This window comes from Candidatus Thioglobus autotrophicus (assembly GCF_001293165.1).
GTDB lineage: Bacteria > Pseudomonadota > Gammaproteobacteria > PS1 > Pseudothioglobaceae > Thioglobus_A > Thioglobus_A autotrophicus.
Window position 1 is genome coordinate 1,412,553 of the sequence record NZ_CP010552.1, and the last position, 16,300, is coordinate 1,428,852.

The following is a 16,300-nucleotide window of genomic DNA, read 5'->3' on the forward strand; positions in this document are numbered from 1 at the left end:
TTTATGATATAATTTTGCCATGAGATTTATAGAAGATATTCAAAGCGTTTTTAATCGCGACCCAGCAGCTCGAAATACCTTTGAGGTAATTACCTGTTATTCTGGGGTTCAAGCGATGTTGTTTTATCGTTTAACGCATCGTTTGTGGCTATTAAAACTAAAATGGTTGGCTCGCTTTATTGCGATGTTATCGCGTTGGTTTACCGGCATTGAAATTCATCCAGGTGCTACCATTGGCAGGCGTTTTTTTATCGATCACGGCATGGGTGTGGTGATTGGCGAAACAGCTGAAATTGGCGACGATGTTACTTTGTATCATGGCGTCACTTTGGGCGGAACTACTTGGCAAAAAGGTAAGCGCCACCCAACTTTAGGTAACAATGTTGTGATTGGTGCAGGGGCTAAAATTTTGGGTCCAATTACTTTGGGCGACAACGTTAGAGTCGGCTCTAATTCGGTGGTTGTAAAATCAATCGAAGCAGAAAAAACTGTGGTTGGCGTGCCAGGGCGTGTACTTAAAGAAAAAACGGTCAAATCTGATCATTTTGATTCTTACGCAGTGGGTGGTAGCGAAGACGATCCAACTGTTAAGGCGATTAATTCGATCTTAAAGCACTTGCATGATGTTGATTCTCAATTGCACAAAGTGTCTAAAGAGTTAAACATAAAAGAGAAAAAAGATAGCTCAGTAAACGGCTTAGAAATCGAAAGCAAATAACCATTCACTATCAAAGGTTTTTTACTTGACTAAAAGACTAGGTTAAGCGTATAATGAGCGTCTGTTTATTTTTTTACAAGAGGTCGATATGCAATTAACCACAAAAGGTCGTTACGCAGTAACTGCTATGTTGGATTTAGCATCTAATGATACGGGCAAGCCCATTACTTTGGATATTATTTCCCAGCGACAAAACATTTCTTTGTCGTATTTGGAGCAGCTTTTTGCCAAACTGCGTCGTGCGGAATTGGTCAAAAGTGTGCGTGGACCCGGTGGTGGATATTTGCTAGATGCTGCGGCCAAAGACATTAACTTAACTCAAATTATTGAAGCAGTCGATGAAAATATTGACCTGCGTCGCTGCAAAGGTATGGGCTCTTGCCACAATGGACGTCAATGTATCTCTCACCAATTATGGTGTGAAGTTAGTGAACAAATTAGAACTTTCTTGAACGGCAAAACCCTGCAAATGGTGATTGACGATCATAACTTAACCAAAGGATTATAAAACTATGTCAACTCCTACTTATATGGATTATTCAGCAACAACGCCAGTCGATAAGCGTGTTGCAGAGGAAATGATGAAGCATTTAACTATGGATGGTGATTTTGGTAATCCAGCATCTAACTCTCATTATTACGGTTGGAAAGCAGACGAAGCAGTTAAAAAAGCCAGACAACAAGTGGCTGATTTAATTGGCGCTGATAGCAAAGAAATTGTATGGACTTCGGGTGCAACCGAGTCAAACAACTTGGCGATTAAAGGTATTGCGCATTTTTATCATAAAAAAGGCAAACACATTATCACTCTGAAAACTGAGCATAAAGCAGTGCTTGACACTTGTCGACAGCTTGAGCGTGAAGGCTATGAAGTAGATTACCTTGATCCAATGCCAAACGGCTTGCTAGATATTAATGTTTTAAAAGCTGCCATGCGTGAAGATACGATTTTGGTATCGATCATGCATGTTAATAATGAAATTGGTGTCATTCAAGATATTGAAGCGATTGGTAATTTATGTCGTGAAAATAAAATATTCTTTCATGTAGATGCTGCCCAATCAGCGGGTAAAGTTGATATTAATTTAAGCGAATTACCGGTTGATTTAATGAGTTTTTCTGCTCACAAAATCTATGGCCCTAAAGGTATGGGCGCACTTTATGTTCAGCGCAAACCTCGTATTCGACTAGAGGCACAAATGCACGGTGGCGGACATGAGCGTGGTATGCGCTCAGGCACACTCGCGACACACCAAATTGTCGGTATGGGAGAGGCATTTGCCATTGCCAAGGCAGAAATGGCGAGTGAAAATATAAAAATTAGGGCTTTGCGTGATCGCTTACTTGCAGGCTTTGACGGCATGGAAGAGGTGGTTATTAATGGCGATATGGAATCACGTATTCCAGGTAATCTTAATATCAGCTTTAACTATGTAGAGGGTGAATCGCTAATGATGGCTATTAGTGATATTGCTGTTTCTTCAGGATCAGCTTGTACATCATCAAGCCTAGAGCCGTCTTATGTATTACGAGCATTAGGCTTGTCCGATGAATTGGCACACTCTTCAATTAGATTTACGATTGGTCGTTATACCACCGAGCAAGATGTTGACAAGGCTATTGATCTGGTACGCGACAAAGTGCAAAAATTACGCGACTTATCGCCGCTTTGGGATATGTTTAAAGAAGGCATTGATATTAGTAAAGTTGAGTGGGCAGCGCACTAAATTACATAAAATAACTAAGGGTTAGTCTTGCTTAAAAGGGTTAGAATAACTAATAATAAGAACAAGGAGAAATAACATGGCATACGGCGAAAAGGTAATGGATCACTATGAAAATCCACGTAACGTTGGTGTTTTAGATAAAGACGCTAAGAATGTTGGTACAGGTATGGTGGGTGCACCTGCTTGTGGTGATGTGATGCGTTTGCAAATTCAAGTCAATGATGACGGTATTATTGAAGAAGCTAAGTTTAAAACTTATGGCTGTGGCTCAGCTATTGCTTCAAGTTCGCTATTAACCGAATGGGTAAAAGGCAAAACATTGGATGAAGCGGCTGCAATCAAAAACACAGATTTGGCTGAAGAGTTGGCATTGCCGCCGGTTAAAGTGCATTGTTCAGTGCTTGCTGAAGATGCAATTAAAGCAGCAATTAACGATATTAAAAGCAAAGCATAATTTAATATGTCCATCACCTTAACTGACACCGCTGCTAAACGCGTTGTTGATTTCTTGACGAATCGAGGCTCTGGTATTGGCATACGTTTGAGTGTGCAAACAACAGGGTGTTCTGGATTGGGCTACAACATGGAATTTGTTGACGGCACCAATGGTGATGACACGGTGTTTGAAGATAACGGCGTGCAAGTTATTATTGATGCTAAAAGCTTGATCTATCTTGATGGCACTGAAGTGGATTATGTCAAAGAAGGGCTTAACGAAGGCTTTGAGTTTAACAATCCCAATGCTAAGGCTGAATGTGGCTGTGGCGAATCCTTTACCGTATAAACACAAGCACCCTCTATGCAAAATTATTTCGAGTTATTTTCATTAACACCGAATTTTAATGTCGATTTAACGCTGCTTGAGTCCGCTTATCAGCAACAAGTTTCTAAATTTCATCCGGATAAATTTGCCACACATAGCGATCAAGAAAAATCTCTTGCACTGCAAAATACTTCGTTAATTAACACAGCTTATGACACTTTAAAGTCAGCTTTATTGCGTGCTACATATCTTTTAGAGCTTGAGGGTGTTAACGCTTTTGATGAAAAAGACACGCAAATGGATATGGAGTTTCTGCTGGCTCAAATTGAGTTAAGAGAGGCTTTAGAATCGATCGAATCTCATCAAGACGAGTTGGCGTTAGACGAGTTTATTGATCAAGTGACGGGTAAAATAAAGCTTAATATTGAGCATATTACCCAAGCTTTTAATGCAAACAATCAAACTCAAACAATCAAAAATTTGGTTAGAGAGCTTAAGTTTTATGAACAGCTTAATCTACAAGCAAAACAACTCATGGACGAGTGGATTTAACCAATAGCAATCATGGCATTATTACAAATATCTGAGCCTGGTCAAGCCAGCGCACCTCACCAACATAAACTAGCCATTGGCATAGATTTAGGCACAACTAACTCACTCGTTGCCTCGGTCATGAGTGGTCAGAGCACGATTCTAACAGATGAAAATAATCAATCAATTTTGCCATCAGTGGTGCATTGTGGCAAAGACAATAAGCTCACTGTTGGTTGTGATGCTTGTCCTTATGCAAAGACAGATCCAACCAATACCATTGTTTCGGTTAAGCGCTTTATGGGGCTAGGCTTTAAAGAGGTTAGTAACTTTAAAAATTGCCCTTATCAGTTGGTTGAAAATGGCAACAACGTTTTGTTTCATACTGCCATGGGTGATTTGTCTGCAGTTGAAATCTCCAGCACCATTCTCAGCTCATTAAAAGAAAGAGCTGAAAAATCTTTAGGCGGTGATTTGGTTGGCGCTGTGATTACAGTGCCTGCTTATTTTAACGACGCTCAGCGCCAGGCGACCAAGGACGCCGCTACCTTAGCAGGTCTTAATACCTTACGCTTACTGAATGAGCCTACTGCCGCCGCTGTGGCGTATGGACTAGAGTCTGGTGAAGAAGGCGTACATGCGATTTATGATTTGGGTGGTGGCACGTTTGATATCTCTATTTTGAGCTTTAGCAAAGGCGTATTTAAAGTCTTGGCAACAGGAGGAGACTCCACTTTAGGTGGCGATGATTTTGATCAGCTTATTATTGATGATTGCGTTGAAAAAATGGGGGTGAGTGAGCTAACACCAACTCAAATGCAAAAAATTAAGCAATTTGCTCGCGTCGCTAAAGAAACTTTAAGTACTCAAGATTTTGCTGAGTTTGATTGTATTGAAACGCCGTACAAAATTACTCGAGAAAAGTTTGATAAGCTTTCAAGCAAACTTATTAAACGTACATTGTTATTAGTTAAGCGTGCGCTTCGAGATGCGCAGGTTGAGATGAGCGCGGTTAAAGATGTGATTATGGTTGGCGGCTCTACGCGCATGCCCCAGGTTAGGTCGATGGTCACAGACTTGTTTAACAAGCCCGTATTATGCTCTATTAATCCTGATGAGGTAGTTGCCAAAGGCGCTGCAATCCAGGCAAATATATTGGCCGGTAACAAATCAGCTGATGAGATGTTGCTATTAGATGTTTTACCTCTTTCATTAGGCTTGGAAACCATGGGTGGTTTGGTTGAAAAAGTGGTGCATAGAAACACCACTATTCCCATTACTCGTGCGCAAGAATTTACCACCTTTAAAGATGGGCAGAGCGCCATGAGTATTCATGTCCTACAAGGTGAGCGAGAGCTGGTTAAGGATTGTCGTTCGTTGGGACGCTTTGACTTAACAGGTATTCCGCCGATGGTAGCTGGCAATGCGCGCATTCGTGTTGAATTTCAAGTAGATGCAGATGGTTTGTTGTCAGTAAGTGCATCAGAGCAAGTATCTGGCGTTAAGGCGCAGGTGGTTATTAAGCCGTCATATGGGCTTTCAGATGGACAAATGGAGCAAATGCTTAAAGACTCTATTTTATTTGCTAAATCAGATATTGAAGCTAGACAGCTACATGAAACGCAAGTAGATGCCAATAGGACGCTTGAGGCGATTGACTCAGCACTTGCTAAAGATAAAGATATGATTGATCAACAAATGTTTGATGACATTATGCAGGCCAGGTCCGAGCTGGAAGCAGTGGTCAGTCACACTGAAGAAAAAGTCATTCAAAATAAAATAGATCATCTTGAAAAAACATGCGCCGGCTTTGTGGAGATGCGTATGAACGCTTCAGTCATGAAAGCCATGCAAGGTCACAACGTCGATGAATTTTAAACTGTCACAAAAACCAGGAAAATAACATGCCACAAATTATCATCTTACCTCATCACGAACTTTGCCCAGAGGGTGTTGTTATTGAAGCAAAATCGGGCGAAACTGTGTGTAATGCTATGTTGGCAAATGATGTTGAAATTGAGCACGCCTGTGAAATGTCAAACGCCTGTACAACGTGCCATATTTATGTGCGCGAAGGCTTTGACTCATTAGCTGAATCCGATGAAACAGAAGATGATATGCTTGATAAGGCCTGGGGTCTAGACCCAGACTCACGTCTATCTTGTCAGTCAGTTGTGAGCGATACGGATCTGGTAGTAGAGATTCCAAAGTACACCATTAACCAAGTCAGTGAAAACCACTAAACTTTGGTTTTTTGTACTGTGTTTTGTCAGATTTAAAGAAATACTCAATCGCATAGTATCATCTATGCTCAATCGTCTTTTTTAAATCTGCCTCACACAATAACAAAATCTCTCGTCTAAAGAGAGATTGATTTTTTAAAACTTTAGGTATTTAGAAATAAAGCCTTCAGACTCTTCTTTTGAGCCAAACTCAGCCACCACGTCCATTGGTTTTTCTTTAGAAATTATCCATTGCGGCATTGGTGGGTTTTCGCTGCTACCGCAAGTTTTGCCCAAATTCTTTGGGTGGAATATTTTGACAAAAGTTGGGTTTTTAACATCATCAGCATACACAATACCGCAGTAGCGCTCATCGTGTTCGTCATCGATAATAGATTTTATTTGTTTAACCTTCTTAACAAAATCATCTGCATCTAAGCATTTGCTTGGCATTGGCTGTAGCGTGTCATAAACAAACCAATCATTTGGTGTGCTAATCAGTGTTTGTAGTAATTGGTCACAATCATCTAGTTGCATAATGCCAACAAAACGACCTTTAAATTTTTGAAAATAGTCCATACGAAAAAAAAAGCCTAATTAAGGCTTTCTAGTTTAATGATTTTTAAACCCTATTGATGATTTTATCAATAGGGTAAATAGCCACTATTCGATTGTAATACTTGGGAATGAGCTCATTGCACGATCTTGTTGAGTAAGCTTGGCGCTTACATTTCTAGCAATTTCTTTATAGATTTCAGCCACTCTACCATCTGGATTTTTAGCAACTGTTGGTGTGCCTTCGTCTACATCGGTTCTAATGTCCATTTCTAGTGGTAGTGCACCCAGGAAATTAACATCCGCTTCTTTAGCCATTGACTCGCCACCACCAACACCAAAGATAGCTTCTTCATGGCCACACTTAGAGCAGATGTGTAATGACATATTTTCAACAATACCTAAAATTGGAATGTTAACTTTTTCAAACATTTTTAGACCTTTTTTAGCATCTAGCAGGGCAATGTCTTGTGGAGTGGTAACAATCACAGAGCCACTAACTGGGATTTTTTGCGATAATGTCAACTGTGTATCGCCAGTGCCAGGTGGCAGGTCGATAATCATGTAGTCAACACCGCGCCATAATGTATCACGCAGCATTTGCTCTAAAGCTTGCGTTACCATAGGGCCACGCCAGATCATCGGATTGTCTTCATCAACCAGATAGCCAATTGACATGCTCTGCATACCATGACCTAAGATTGGTAGTAATTTACCCTCTGCAGACGTATCAGGCTTAAGCTTACTAACACCAAGCATTCTTGGCTGAGAAGGGCCATAAATATCCGCATCTAAAATTGCAACTTTTGCACCTTCTGCTTGAAGGGCAAGTGCCAAGTTTACCGAAGTCGTTGATTTTCCAACGCCACCCTTGCCTGAGGCAACAGCAATAATATTCTTAACTTCTGATAGAATCTCAACTCCTTTTTGGGTTGAATACTTCACAATTTTGGTTTCAATATTAACACTGGCATTATTAATGCCGTTAGCAGTTAAAGCGTCCGTTATTTGCTTGCTTAGCTCATCATGATAGCCTTTAGCTGGGTAGTTGAGTTCAATCGTGATTTCAACTTTATCACCATTAATATCAATATTATTAATTGAATTTGAAGAGACAATATCTTGCTCAGTGTATTTATCGACAACACTACTTAAAATATTGTTAATGTTGTCAACCGTTAAATCTGCCATATTCTTGCGCCTGTATTTCAGTAAAATGATGCTATTTTATCGTATAACGATATCACTCAACCTTAATATTAACAAGCCTATCTTATGAGCTCAAGAAAAATTTTAGTCACGTCTGCACTGCCTTATGCCAATGGCGAAATCCACTTAGGACATTTGCTTGAATACATCCAAACTGATATTTGGGTGCGTTTTCAAAAAATGATGGGTAACGAGTGCCATTATGTCTGTGCTGATGACGCACACGGCACCCCAATTATGCTGAAAGCCAACGAACTTGGCATTACTCCAGAAGAGTTGATTAAAGGGGTGAGTGAGCGCCATCAGGCTGATTTTAAAGAATTCTTTATTGGTTTTAGCCAATATCATTCAACCCATAGTGAGGAAAATAGAGAAATTTCAGCTGATATTTATAACAAGCTTAACGATAAGGGTTTTATCAAAACCCGCACCATTTCCCAAGCATTCGACCCTGAAAAACAAATGTTTTTACCTGATCGCTTTATCCGTGGAGAATGCCCAAAGTGTGGCGCCAAAGATCAATACGGTGACAATTGCGAGGTGTGTGGTGCAACTTATTCACCTACAGAACTCATTAACGCTAAATCAGCTGTTTCAGGCGCAACGCCTATTACCAAAGATTCTGAACACTATTTCTTTGATTTACCGCAGTTTGAAGACCAACTCAAAGCTTGGACAGAAGCAGGGCACTTACAAGTTGAGATTAGTAATAAACTCGCTGAGTGGTTTGAGCAAGGCTTGCAGCAGTGGGATATTTCTCGCGATGCACCATACTTTGGCTTTCAAATTCCGGGTGTAGAGAATAAATACTTTTATGTGTGGCTGGATGCACCAATTGGCTACATGGCTAGCTTTAAAAAACTGTGTAATGAAAAAGGCTTAGATTTTGATGAATATTTCAGTAAAGATTCTAAAACTGAGTTGTATCATTTCATTGGTAAAGATATTATCTATTTCCATGCACTCTTTTGGCCAGCGACCCTTATGGGATCTGACTACCGCACGCCAACGGCGATTTATGCACACGGATTTTTAACTGTTAATGGCCAAAAAATGAGTAAATCGCGTGGCACCTTTATCCAAGCTAGAGCCTATTTAGACAGCCTTAATCCGGAATGTTTGCGCTACTATTACGCCTACAAACTCTCGAGCAAAATTGACGATATTGATCTGAATTTGCAAGATTTTAAACAAAGGGTTAATTCAGATTTGGTTGGAAAAGTGGTTAATATCGCTTCTCGCTGTTCAGGGTTTATCGTCAAAAAGTTTGACAAAACTTTGTCTGCCTACGCCATCGAACCAGAACTTTATAATGAGTTTGTTGACAAGGGTGAAGACATCGCCAAACTTTATGAAGCACGCAATTACAATCAAGCCATGCGTGAGATTATGAAACTCGCTGATAAGGCCAATCAATATATTGATGAACACAAACCTTGGCAGCTAATTAAAGAAGAAGGTAGTGAGGCACAGGTGCACGACGTCACCTCGCTAGCGCTTAATTTATTTCGTGTACTCATGACTTATCTTAAGCCGGTGTTGCCAGAGATGGCCAAACAAGCTGAAGATTTTTTAAATATCGACACGCTTAATTGGGCAGATCTTAAACATCCGCTTACCAAGCACCAAATTAACAAATTTAAGCCGCTCATGTCACGCATCGAAGATGAACAAATTAATGCCGTGATTGAAGCTTCAAAACAAACAACCATACAACAAGAGTCAGAACAAGAAGAGGACGACAGCATGATTAGCATTGATGATTTTACGAAAATAGATTTACGCATCGCCAAGATTGTAAAGGCCGAGCATGTTGAAGGTGCTGACAAATTATTACAACTCACCCTTGATATTGGTGAAGAAAATACTCGTAACGTTTTTGCCGGCATTAAAGCGCACTATAAACCTGAGGATTTAGAGGGTCGTTTAACCGTTATGGTGGCTAATCTAGCGCCAAGACAAATGAAATTCGGCCTTTCTGAAGGTATGGTGCTGGCAGCGGGTGACGGTAAAACGCTACACATTTTATCCCCTGATTCTGGCGCAAAAGCAGGGATGAAAATCAGCTAAAAATTTAGCAAATTTTCAAAATATCCTGAATTTATGACAAAATACAGCTTAAACGGGTGTGCAAACACCTATTTAAGCTTAAAAATAGGCTATTTTTAAGCACTTTTTAATCAAAAGTTATTAACGCCTATAAAATTTAGCAAATTCTTTAAATGGGTAGTTTTAAGGTGATATTAACGTAAAATACTTCTTTCTGGAGAAGTGTCAGAGCGGTTGTGTTGCTCGCTTGGAAATCTTTCCTGGAAAAGAAAATATTTAGACCGTTTGATTTATATTGGAGAGATGTCAGAGCGGTTTAATTTGCTCGCTTGGAAAGCGGGTGTACGGTAACGTACCGAGGGTTCGAATCCCTCTCTCTCCACCAAATTCACCTTTTATCAAAAGTCATAACCTATTATAAACATTGTTGTATAGGGTGATATAAGGCATTTAATCTTTATAACCTCCTATAAAGAACTTTGACATCCTATCATTATATGAGTAGAATCATGGGTAGATTTTATTATTATTGTATTTTCTACTCATATGTCATTAACCGAAACTCAAATTCAAAAATTTAAATCTAAAGATAAAGTTTATCGAAAATTAGATAAAGACGGTCTTTACCTTGAGGTTGCCACAAGCGGCACAAAGTCTTGGATACATCGATATAGTTTTAACAATAAATCAACAATGAGAGTTATTGGTCACTACGACAATAAATCGATGTCCTTACGCTCAGCAAGAGAAGAGTTGTTAGATGATAAAAAGTTATTGGATAGGGGCGTAAACCCAAAAGACGTCAAAGGGAAAAATAAAAATAAATCCACTTCTGTAGGGGTAACTTTTAAAGATGTGTTTTTTGAATGGCACAACCTTCAAAGTAATAGTTGGAGTCCTGCTTACGCACAAGATGTTATAGAGAGGGCTTCTAATTATCTATTACCATTTATTGGCTCAAAACTAGTTCGTGACATTACACCACAAGAGATGATTACCCTTCTGAAAAGGATGGACGACAAGGGTGTACTTGATACTTTGTCAAAAGTAAGAAGCATAGCGAGCAGGGTGTTTAGATATTCGGTTGGGATAGGCATGTCAGATGTAGACCCTGTTAGGGATATTCCTAATGATATTTTTACACCTAAAAAGAAGAGTCATTATTCAACAATGACAAAACCAAAAGATATTTCAAGATTGCTAAAGATGATTGATTGTCACCAAGGGACACATCAAGTTGAAACTGCATTAAAGTTAGCACCTTATTTGTTTTTAAGACCTGGAGAATTGACAGGGTTAACTTGGGATGAAATTGATTTCGACAATAGTCTTATAAGGATTGACGCACAACGGATGAAAATGAAGGTTGAGCACCTTGTCCCTATGAGTGAACAGGTTGTTTCAATAATCAGAGAATTGCAAACTATTAAGACCAACAGTAAATTTTTGTTTCCATCTCCAAAAAGCAAGAGCCAACCTATTACAACCACCGCTTTACGTGCCGCGCTAAGAGGTCTTGGTATTAGTAAAGAAGAGTTTACCCCTCATGGGTTTAGACATATGGCAAGCACCCAATTGAATGAATTAGGGTATAAATCTGACATTATTGAAAGACAATTATCCCATGCTGAAAAAAACAAAGTTCGAGCAGCATACAACTATGCTGAGTATCTAAGTGAAAGGGTAAAAATGATGTCAGAATGGGCGAATTATCTTGATAAATTAAAATCTCAATAAAATATAGACATGATAATAATAAGGTCAATATAGACAAAAACATACAACTATATTTACACTTTGTATCGTATGGTTTACACTTTTAAAATCACCACTATAAATACGCAAAAAACCTTGTTGCATCAATCTCTGTAAGGCTTTATTATCGCTCTTAAGTTCATAGGAAAACCTGTGAAATCTCATAGAAAAAGGAGCAAAAATGTCGAACACAATAATCAAGTTGGATGAAGTAAAAAGAAGGACCACATTTAGCGGGTCAACAATCTATCGTCTTGCAGCAGAAGACAAATTTCCAAAGCCAATTAAACTTTCTGAACGCTCTTCAGGGTGGCTTTTGAGAGAGGTGCATGAGTATCTAGAAAAGCGAATACAAAACCGTTAAAAAGTAGGTGCGCTTTTTACACCACGCTTCTTGCTCAGATGACACTCTTACCATTACAACAACACAATTCGTATAACGATGAACGTTGGGTATTTAATAGTATCTATTCTCTTTAAAAGAAGGTTTGTAAAACCAAGCAACGAACGAAGTGAGGCGCAGTAATTAAACAGAGTCTTGGATGCTACGAAGTAGTATCGAGAAACACAACCGATAGGGCGTTAGTAATGAAAAAACCAAGAAACAGAAAAACTGTAATTAATGATGGATGGATAGATTACAACGGAGAAAAGATAGAGATATGCAACTCATCAAAATTTGGCATTTATAAAAAAATACTACTGTCTTTTATAGAGCAGTTAGATACGGCAATACAAATTCACGGCAGGGTGTTGGTACTTAGAAGTGATTTCCACATGAATTTCTATACAAGCGACAATAAAATATTCTCTAATTATATTAAGAATATCAAGCAGTATCTCAAAAGACATTATGACATAACTAATATAGGTTATCAGTGGGTACGAGAGCAAGAAAAGGCTAAAAAGCAACACTATCATCTTGTACTGATGTTGGATGGCAACAAAATTAGACATCCTAGTAAATTAAACAAAATCATGAAGAGCAAGTGGCTACCTAGAGGGCATATGCACATACCTGAAAACTGTTTTTATTTGATTGATAAAGACAATATTGAAAAGCAAAGACCTGAGGCTATCTATAGAGCCTCATATATGGCTAAATCAAGAGGAAAAGGAGTTAGACCAGCACAAACCAAGGATTTCTACTGTAGCCGTTTAAAACTTAAAAATTGTGCCTAATAGATATATCTTCCCATCCTTTTTAGAAGAGAGGTCGGCAGGGGAAACTGGGTCGTGTGTGAGGTTTAGTATTTTTGTTGCAATCCCAATGTTTGTACTTTGCCCCCAGTCTATCTCGTATTTTTTATCCATTTATCCACCTCAGTAGTTTAAGTAGTTCTTCAATTAGTATATTTAGTTCTTCCATAGTCTCTTTGCCATCTATTATTTTGCCGTCTTTGAAATTTGTCTATTTTTTTAGCTGGCCATTTTCATACCACTTAGTCCACTTACCATCATTGTAATTACGTTCTGACTTTAAGTTCTCTTTTAGACAAGGAACTATTGATATTACGATGCCCTTAGTGTTATGGCTTAGTGAAAGTAAATACGGAAACTTTATCATTAACCTGCATCCCACTGGTGATGCCTGATGGATTAGCAATAATCTTATCACCAAACTTCAATCCACTACTTTTTACACTTACCTTGCCACTTTCAATAGTATTGAATAACCATTTTTGGTTTATATTCGTATAAATATATCTTAATTCAGCCTTGTTGGTTTGTGGATTAACAACCCAAACCATTTCTCTGCCTTTTACTATTCCAATTGCTGACTTTGGAATTTTAGGCCACATATTAGTTAAATCACATGCCTCAATAAGCAGTTTAGTTGCTTCAGAAAATCCCGAAGTTTGAAATTCAAGTATTCTTTCAGATTTCAAAAATGGAGTAATCTGAATTAGTAATCTATTAGTGTCCATCAACCACCTCATTGTAAATTCTATTTCTTCTAAGTACGTTGAAGCGCCACCATACCCTGATTGGTGGCTTGCCGTTAATCCTAGATGAAAGGGCGCTAATTGACCATTAAAAAATTGGTTACTCCCCCACAAATAAGCCGATTTACTGCCTTTATCAATACGCACCCACACTGGATTTTCAATGTTAGTGTGAATGGCAACCCACTCACCAAAATCAACAAACGCTTTAATGTCGCGCTTACTCTTGGTACAACTAAAATTCAAAGATACTGGCTTACCTATACTATTTTTATTGGTTGCCTCTAAAGATGCGGTTATCTTTACAGAGTCGTCCATCCTTGAAACACTTCTATCAATTTTCCATTTGCCCATTGAATTGGCATTCTCCTTGGGAATACCAGGTTCAACAACGTCAGTAGTCCATCTATCAACAATTGGTTTTTGGTTAACCTTGCCGCCACCTTCTGCAACTAAAGCATCTCTTTCTGCGTCAGTAGGTGGACCTTTAGCTTGACCTAACCACCCAGGTACTTCCGCTTCAACAACGTCAGCAGCCCATCTATCGGTAATTGGCATTCGGTTAGGTTCGGCATTCCCCTCAGGAAGCATTAGGTCATCGCTGTAACAACCAACTATAAAAAATGACAGTAAAAAAAGGACTAATGTTGTTCTTAATTTCATAATTTATCCGACATATTCAATAATCATTTAGTGATTTTAGTTTCATAATATTGCTAGAATTATTGTGTATTAATTTAAGTTCAATTATAGCTCAATCCTATATTCATATCAAAATGAGGATAAAATAAATCTATGATAGACAGCGGATTACAACAAGAAATTAACTTTGTTATGACACAGGCGCGTAACAACCATTTAGAGTTTGTGACGGTTGAACATTTATTTTAATACTTCCATAATTCATATTCATTCCAATTATCTTTAGCTAGCTTACTCGCTTCAATATCACTTCCATTTAAAGCTTCTTCAATTAAAAGTTTTGCCTTAACTATATCTTTCTTGACACCTTCTGCTTCAAGATACATTACTGCCAAATTGTTTTTAGCCATAAAATCACCACCTTCTGCTGCTTTTTTATACCATTTAACAGCTTTTTTGTTGTTTTTATCAGTCCCATTTCCTTTGTGATACATCCAACCTAGATTAGTTTGCGCATTAATATGACCTTGATTTGCCGCCTTTTGATACCACTTTATTGCTAATTTATAATCATGTTGTATATCGTTGTTAAAAGTATACAATATGCCTAAATTATATTGTGCTTTTGCAAACCCTTGCTCTGCCGATTTGACATACCATTTAATGGCTTCAGTGTAATCCTTACCTATGCCCAAGCCTTTTTCATAAACGAGAGCCAAGTTATGTTGAGCGTTAGGGTATCCAAGTTCAGATGCTCTTAATAGCCATTTAACTGCTTCCTTATAATTCACTTGTGTTCCTTGGCCATCAATATACATCAGAGCCAAGTTATGTTGAGCTTTAGGGTCTCCAAGTTCAGATGCTCTTAATAGCCATCTAACTGCCTCCTTATAATTCACTTGTGTTCCTTGGCCATCAATATACATCAAAGCCAAGTTATATTGAGCTTTAGGGTTTTCTTGTTCAGCTGATTTTTGATACCAGTATATAGCTCGAGAATAATCTTGTGACACGCCTAAGGCATGATAATACATTGCCGCCAAATTAAATTGAACTGTAGCATCGTTTCCAAGTTTGGCTTGTATCCATGTCTTATAAAATAATGTCTCAAACCTTTTATTTACTTCAATTTCTTGCACGCTCTCCTTAACCATAAGATTCTCTGCTACCCATACAACAGAACTGCCAACAATAAACACAAAGCCCATAGACTTAAATGTATTAGATAAACCCTTCTTAAATCCAAAGCGTCTAAAAAAGTAAATTAGAATCCCTAAAGGCCCTAAGAGTATTATTGATAAAGTAAGTGGTGGCTCAACATTATGATATTTGGCATGCTCTACACACCAAGCAAAGAATAAAAAATTAAATACTAAAGCTGCAGCTAAATTGTATCCATAAAATTGGTTGCTATTAAGACTGCTCTCGAGTTTTGCATCCAAAATAAAAGATATAGACATGACTGCCGCAATTAACAATAAGTAAATATTTTTCTTTGCCATTTTAAATACCCTGGTGGTTTATTTCTTTGGTCATTATTTTTTACAGCCTGAATTGTCCAAACCCCACGGTGTTTTTGTATTACAGAAGATAGCTCCTTTAATTTCTGCATTTTTTAATTTGGTTTCTGTAAGGTCTGCATCTGTAAGGTTTGCTCGATGAAGTATTGCTTCCTTAAGGTCTGCTCCTGTAAGGTATGCTCCTGTAAGGTCTGCTCCTGTAAGGTTTGCTTCTCTAAGGAATGCTCCTGAAAGGTGTGCTCCTGTAAGGTCTGCTTCTGTAAGATTTGCTTTTCCAAGGTTTGCTCGATGAAGTGTTGCGTATTTTAGGTTTGCTTTTGAAAGGTCTGCTCCTGTAAGGTTTGCTTCTCTAAGGAATGCTCCTGAAAGGTTTGCTCCTGTAAGGAATGCTCCTGAAAGGTTTGCTCCTGTAAGGTCTGCTTCTGTAAGATTTGCTTCTATAAGGTCTGCTCTTGTAAGGTTTGCTTTTGTAAGGTTTACTCTTGATAAATCACATCCTACGCAGGCGTTTAATGCGTTAAATTTTAAAAGATTTTGTGCTATCTTAGCGTCTTCACTCTCTACTGCGAATACAGGTTGTGAGAATACAAATACAAAAAATAAAGCTGTTAGTAGTGTTTTCAATATCATGACACTGAACTATACACCTTGTTTTTACAGCGG

The 16,300-nt window shown here is 38.4% G+C and carries 17 protein-coding genes and 1 tRNA gene; 13 read left to right on the top strand and 5 right to left on the bottom strand.

The window, feature by feature from the left end; all coding sequences use genetic code 11:
* Positions 1-19 precede the first annotated feature (19 nt).
* The 8 genes from cysE to fdx all read left to right on the top strand — a co-directional run bounded on the left by cysE (position 20) and on the right by fdx (position 5,982).
* A complete protein-coding gene (gene cysE / locus SP60_RS07655) occupies positions 20-718 on the top strand; it encodes a serine O-acetyltransferase (protein ID WP_053952065.1) in 699 nt (232 codons plus the stop codon).
* Between the two features lie 88 nt (positions 719-806).
* The gene (locus SP60_RS07660) at positions 807-1,226 is read left to right on the top strand and encodes an Rrf2 family transcriptional regulator (RefSeq protein WP_053952066.1); all 420 of its coding nucleotides are present in this window, start codon (positions 807-809) and stop codon (positions 1,224-1,226) included.
* Between the two features lie 4 nt (positions 1,227-1,230).
* Positions 1,231-2,445 (top strand): IscS subfamily cysteine desulfurase, encoded by a 1,215-nt coding sequence (locus tag SP60_RS07665; protein ID WP_053952067.1) that lies wholly within the window; start codon positions 1,231-1,233, stop codon positions 2,443-2,445.
* A 76-nt stretch (positions 2,446-2,521) separates the two neighbouring features.
* Complete coding sequence (gene iscU, locus SP60_RS07670) at positions 2,522-2,899, top strand: Fe-S cluster assembly scaffold IscU (RefSeq protein ID WP_053952068.1); 378 nt, start codon at positions 2,522-2,524, stop codon at positions 2,897-2,899.
* A 6-nt stretch (positions 2,900-2,905) separates the two neighbouring features.
* The gene (iscA, locus tag SP60_RS07675) at positions 2,906-3,229 is read left to right on the top strand and encodes an iron-sulfur cluster assembly protein IscA (RefSeq protein ID WP_053952069.1); all 324 of its coding nucleotides are present in this window, start codon (positions 2,906-2,908) and stop codon (positions 3,227-3,229) included.
* A gap of 15 nt (positions 3,230-3,244) precedes the next feature.
* A complete protein-coding gene (hscB, locus tag SP60_RS07680) occupies positions 3,245-3,760 on the top strand; it encodes a Fe-S protein assembly co-chaperone HscB (RefSeq protein ID WP_053952070.1) in 516 nt (171 codons plus the stop codon).
* A 12-nt stretch (positions 3,761-3,772) separates the two neighbouring features.
* On the top strand, positions 3,773-5,617 hold the full coding sequence (gene hscA, locus SP60_RS07685; protein ID WP_053952071.1) for a Fe-S protein assembly chaperone HscA: 1,845 nt from the start codon (positions 3,773-3,775) through the stop codon (positions 5,615-5,617).
* 26 nt (positions 5,618-5,643) lie between these two features.
* Positions 5,644-5,982 carry an ISC system 2Fe-2S type ferredoxin gene (fdx, locus tag SP60_RS07690; protein ID WP_053952072.1) on the top strand — a complete coding sequence of 113 codons (339 nt, stop codon included), beginning with the start codon at positions 5,644-5,646 and terminating at the stop codon, positions 5,980-5,982.
* A gap of 135 nt (positions 5,983-6,117) precedes the next feature.
* Here fdx and SP60_RS07695 read toward each other — a convergent pair whose 3' ends face one another.
* Together SP60_RS07695 and apbC are read right to left on the bottom strand one after the other, a co-directional pair.
* Entirely contained in the window at positions 6,118-6,540 is a 423-nt protein-coding gene (locus SP60_RS07695) for a hypothetical protein (protein ID WP_053952073.1), read from the bottom strand.
* An 84-nt stretch (positions 6,541-6,624) separates the two neighbouring features.
* Positions 6,625-7,707, bottom strand: coding sequence for an iron-sulfur cluster carrier protein ApbC (apbC, locus tag SP60_RS07700; protein ID WP_053952074.1), 1,083 nt, complete (start codon positions 7,705-7,707; stop codon positions 6,625-6,627).
* Positions 7,708-7,791: 84 nt separating this feature from the next.
* On the opposite strand from apbC, the gene metG reads away from it, so the two are divergent.
* The 5 genes from metG (at position 7,792) to SP60_RS07720 (ending at position 12,711) form a co-directional block, all read left to right on the top strand.
* Positions 7,792-9,795 carry a methionine--tRNA ligase gene (metG, locus tag SP60_RS07705; RefSeq protein WP_053952075.1) on the top strand — a complete coding sequence of 668 codons (2,004 nt, stop codon included), beginning with the start codon at positions 7,792-7,794 and terminating at the stop codon, positions 9,793-9,795.
* Positions 9,796-10,071: 276 nt separating this feature from the next.
* Positions 10,072-10,159 (top strand) — tRNA-Ser (locus SP60_RS07710).
* 161 nt (positions 10,160-10,320) lie between these two features.
* Complete coding sequence (locus SP60_RS07715) at positions 10,321-11,511, top strand: tyrosine-type recombinase/integrase (RefSeq protein ID WP_053952076.1); 1,191 nt, start codon at positions 10,321-10,323, stop codon at positions 11,509-11,511.
* Between the two features lie 199 nt (positions 11,512-11,710).
* A complete protein-coding gene (locus tag SP60_RS08300; RefSeq protein ID WP_082319668.1) occupies positions 11,711-11,893 on the top strand; it encodes a helix-turn-helix transcriptional regulator in 183 nt (60 codons plus the stop codon).
* Between the two features lie 224 nt (positions 11,894-12,117).
* On the top strand, positions 12,118-12,711 hold the full coding sequence (locus SP60_RS07720; RefSeq protein WP_053952077.1) for a YagK/YfjJ domain-containing protein: 594 nt from the start codon (positions 12,118-12,120) through the stop codon (positions 12,709-12,711).
* Between the two features lie 347 nt (positions 12,712-13,058).
* On the opposite strand, the gene SP60_RS07725 is transcribed toward SP60_RS07720, so the two are convergent.
* The 3 genes from SP60_RS07725 to SP60_RS07735 all read right to left on the bottom strand — a co-directional run bounded on the left by SP60_RS07725 (position 13,059) and on the right by SP60_RS07735 (position 16,267).
* A complete protein-coding gene (locus SP60_RS07725) occupies positions 13,059-14,138 on the bottom strand; it encodes an efflux RND transporter periplasmic adaptor subunit (RefSeq protein ID WP_144418612.1) in 1,080 nt (359 codons plus the stop codon).
* Between the two features lie 224 nt (positions 14,139-14,362).
* On the bottom strand, positions 14,363-15,619 hold the full coding sequence (locus SP60_RS07730) for a tetratricopeptide repeat protein (protein ID WP_053952079.1): 1,257 nt from the start codon (positions 15,617-15,619) through the stop codon (positions 14,363-14,365).
* Positions 15,620-15,652: 33 nt separating this feature from the next.
* Positions 15,653-16,267, bottom strand: coding sequence for a pentapeptide repeat-containing protein (locus tag SP60_RS07735; RefSeq protein WP_053952080.1), 615 nt, complete (start codon positions 16,265-16,267; stop codon positions 15,653-15,655).
* Positions 16,268-16,300: the final 33 nt, after the last annotated feature.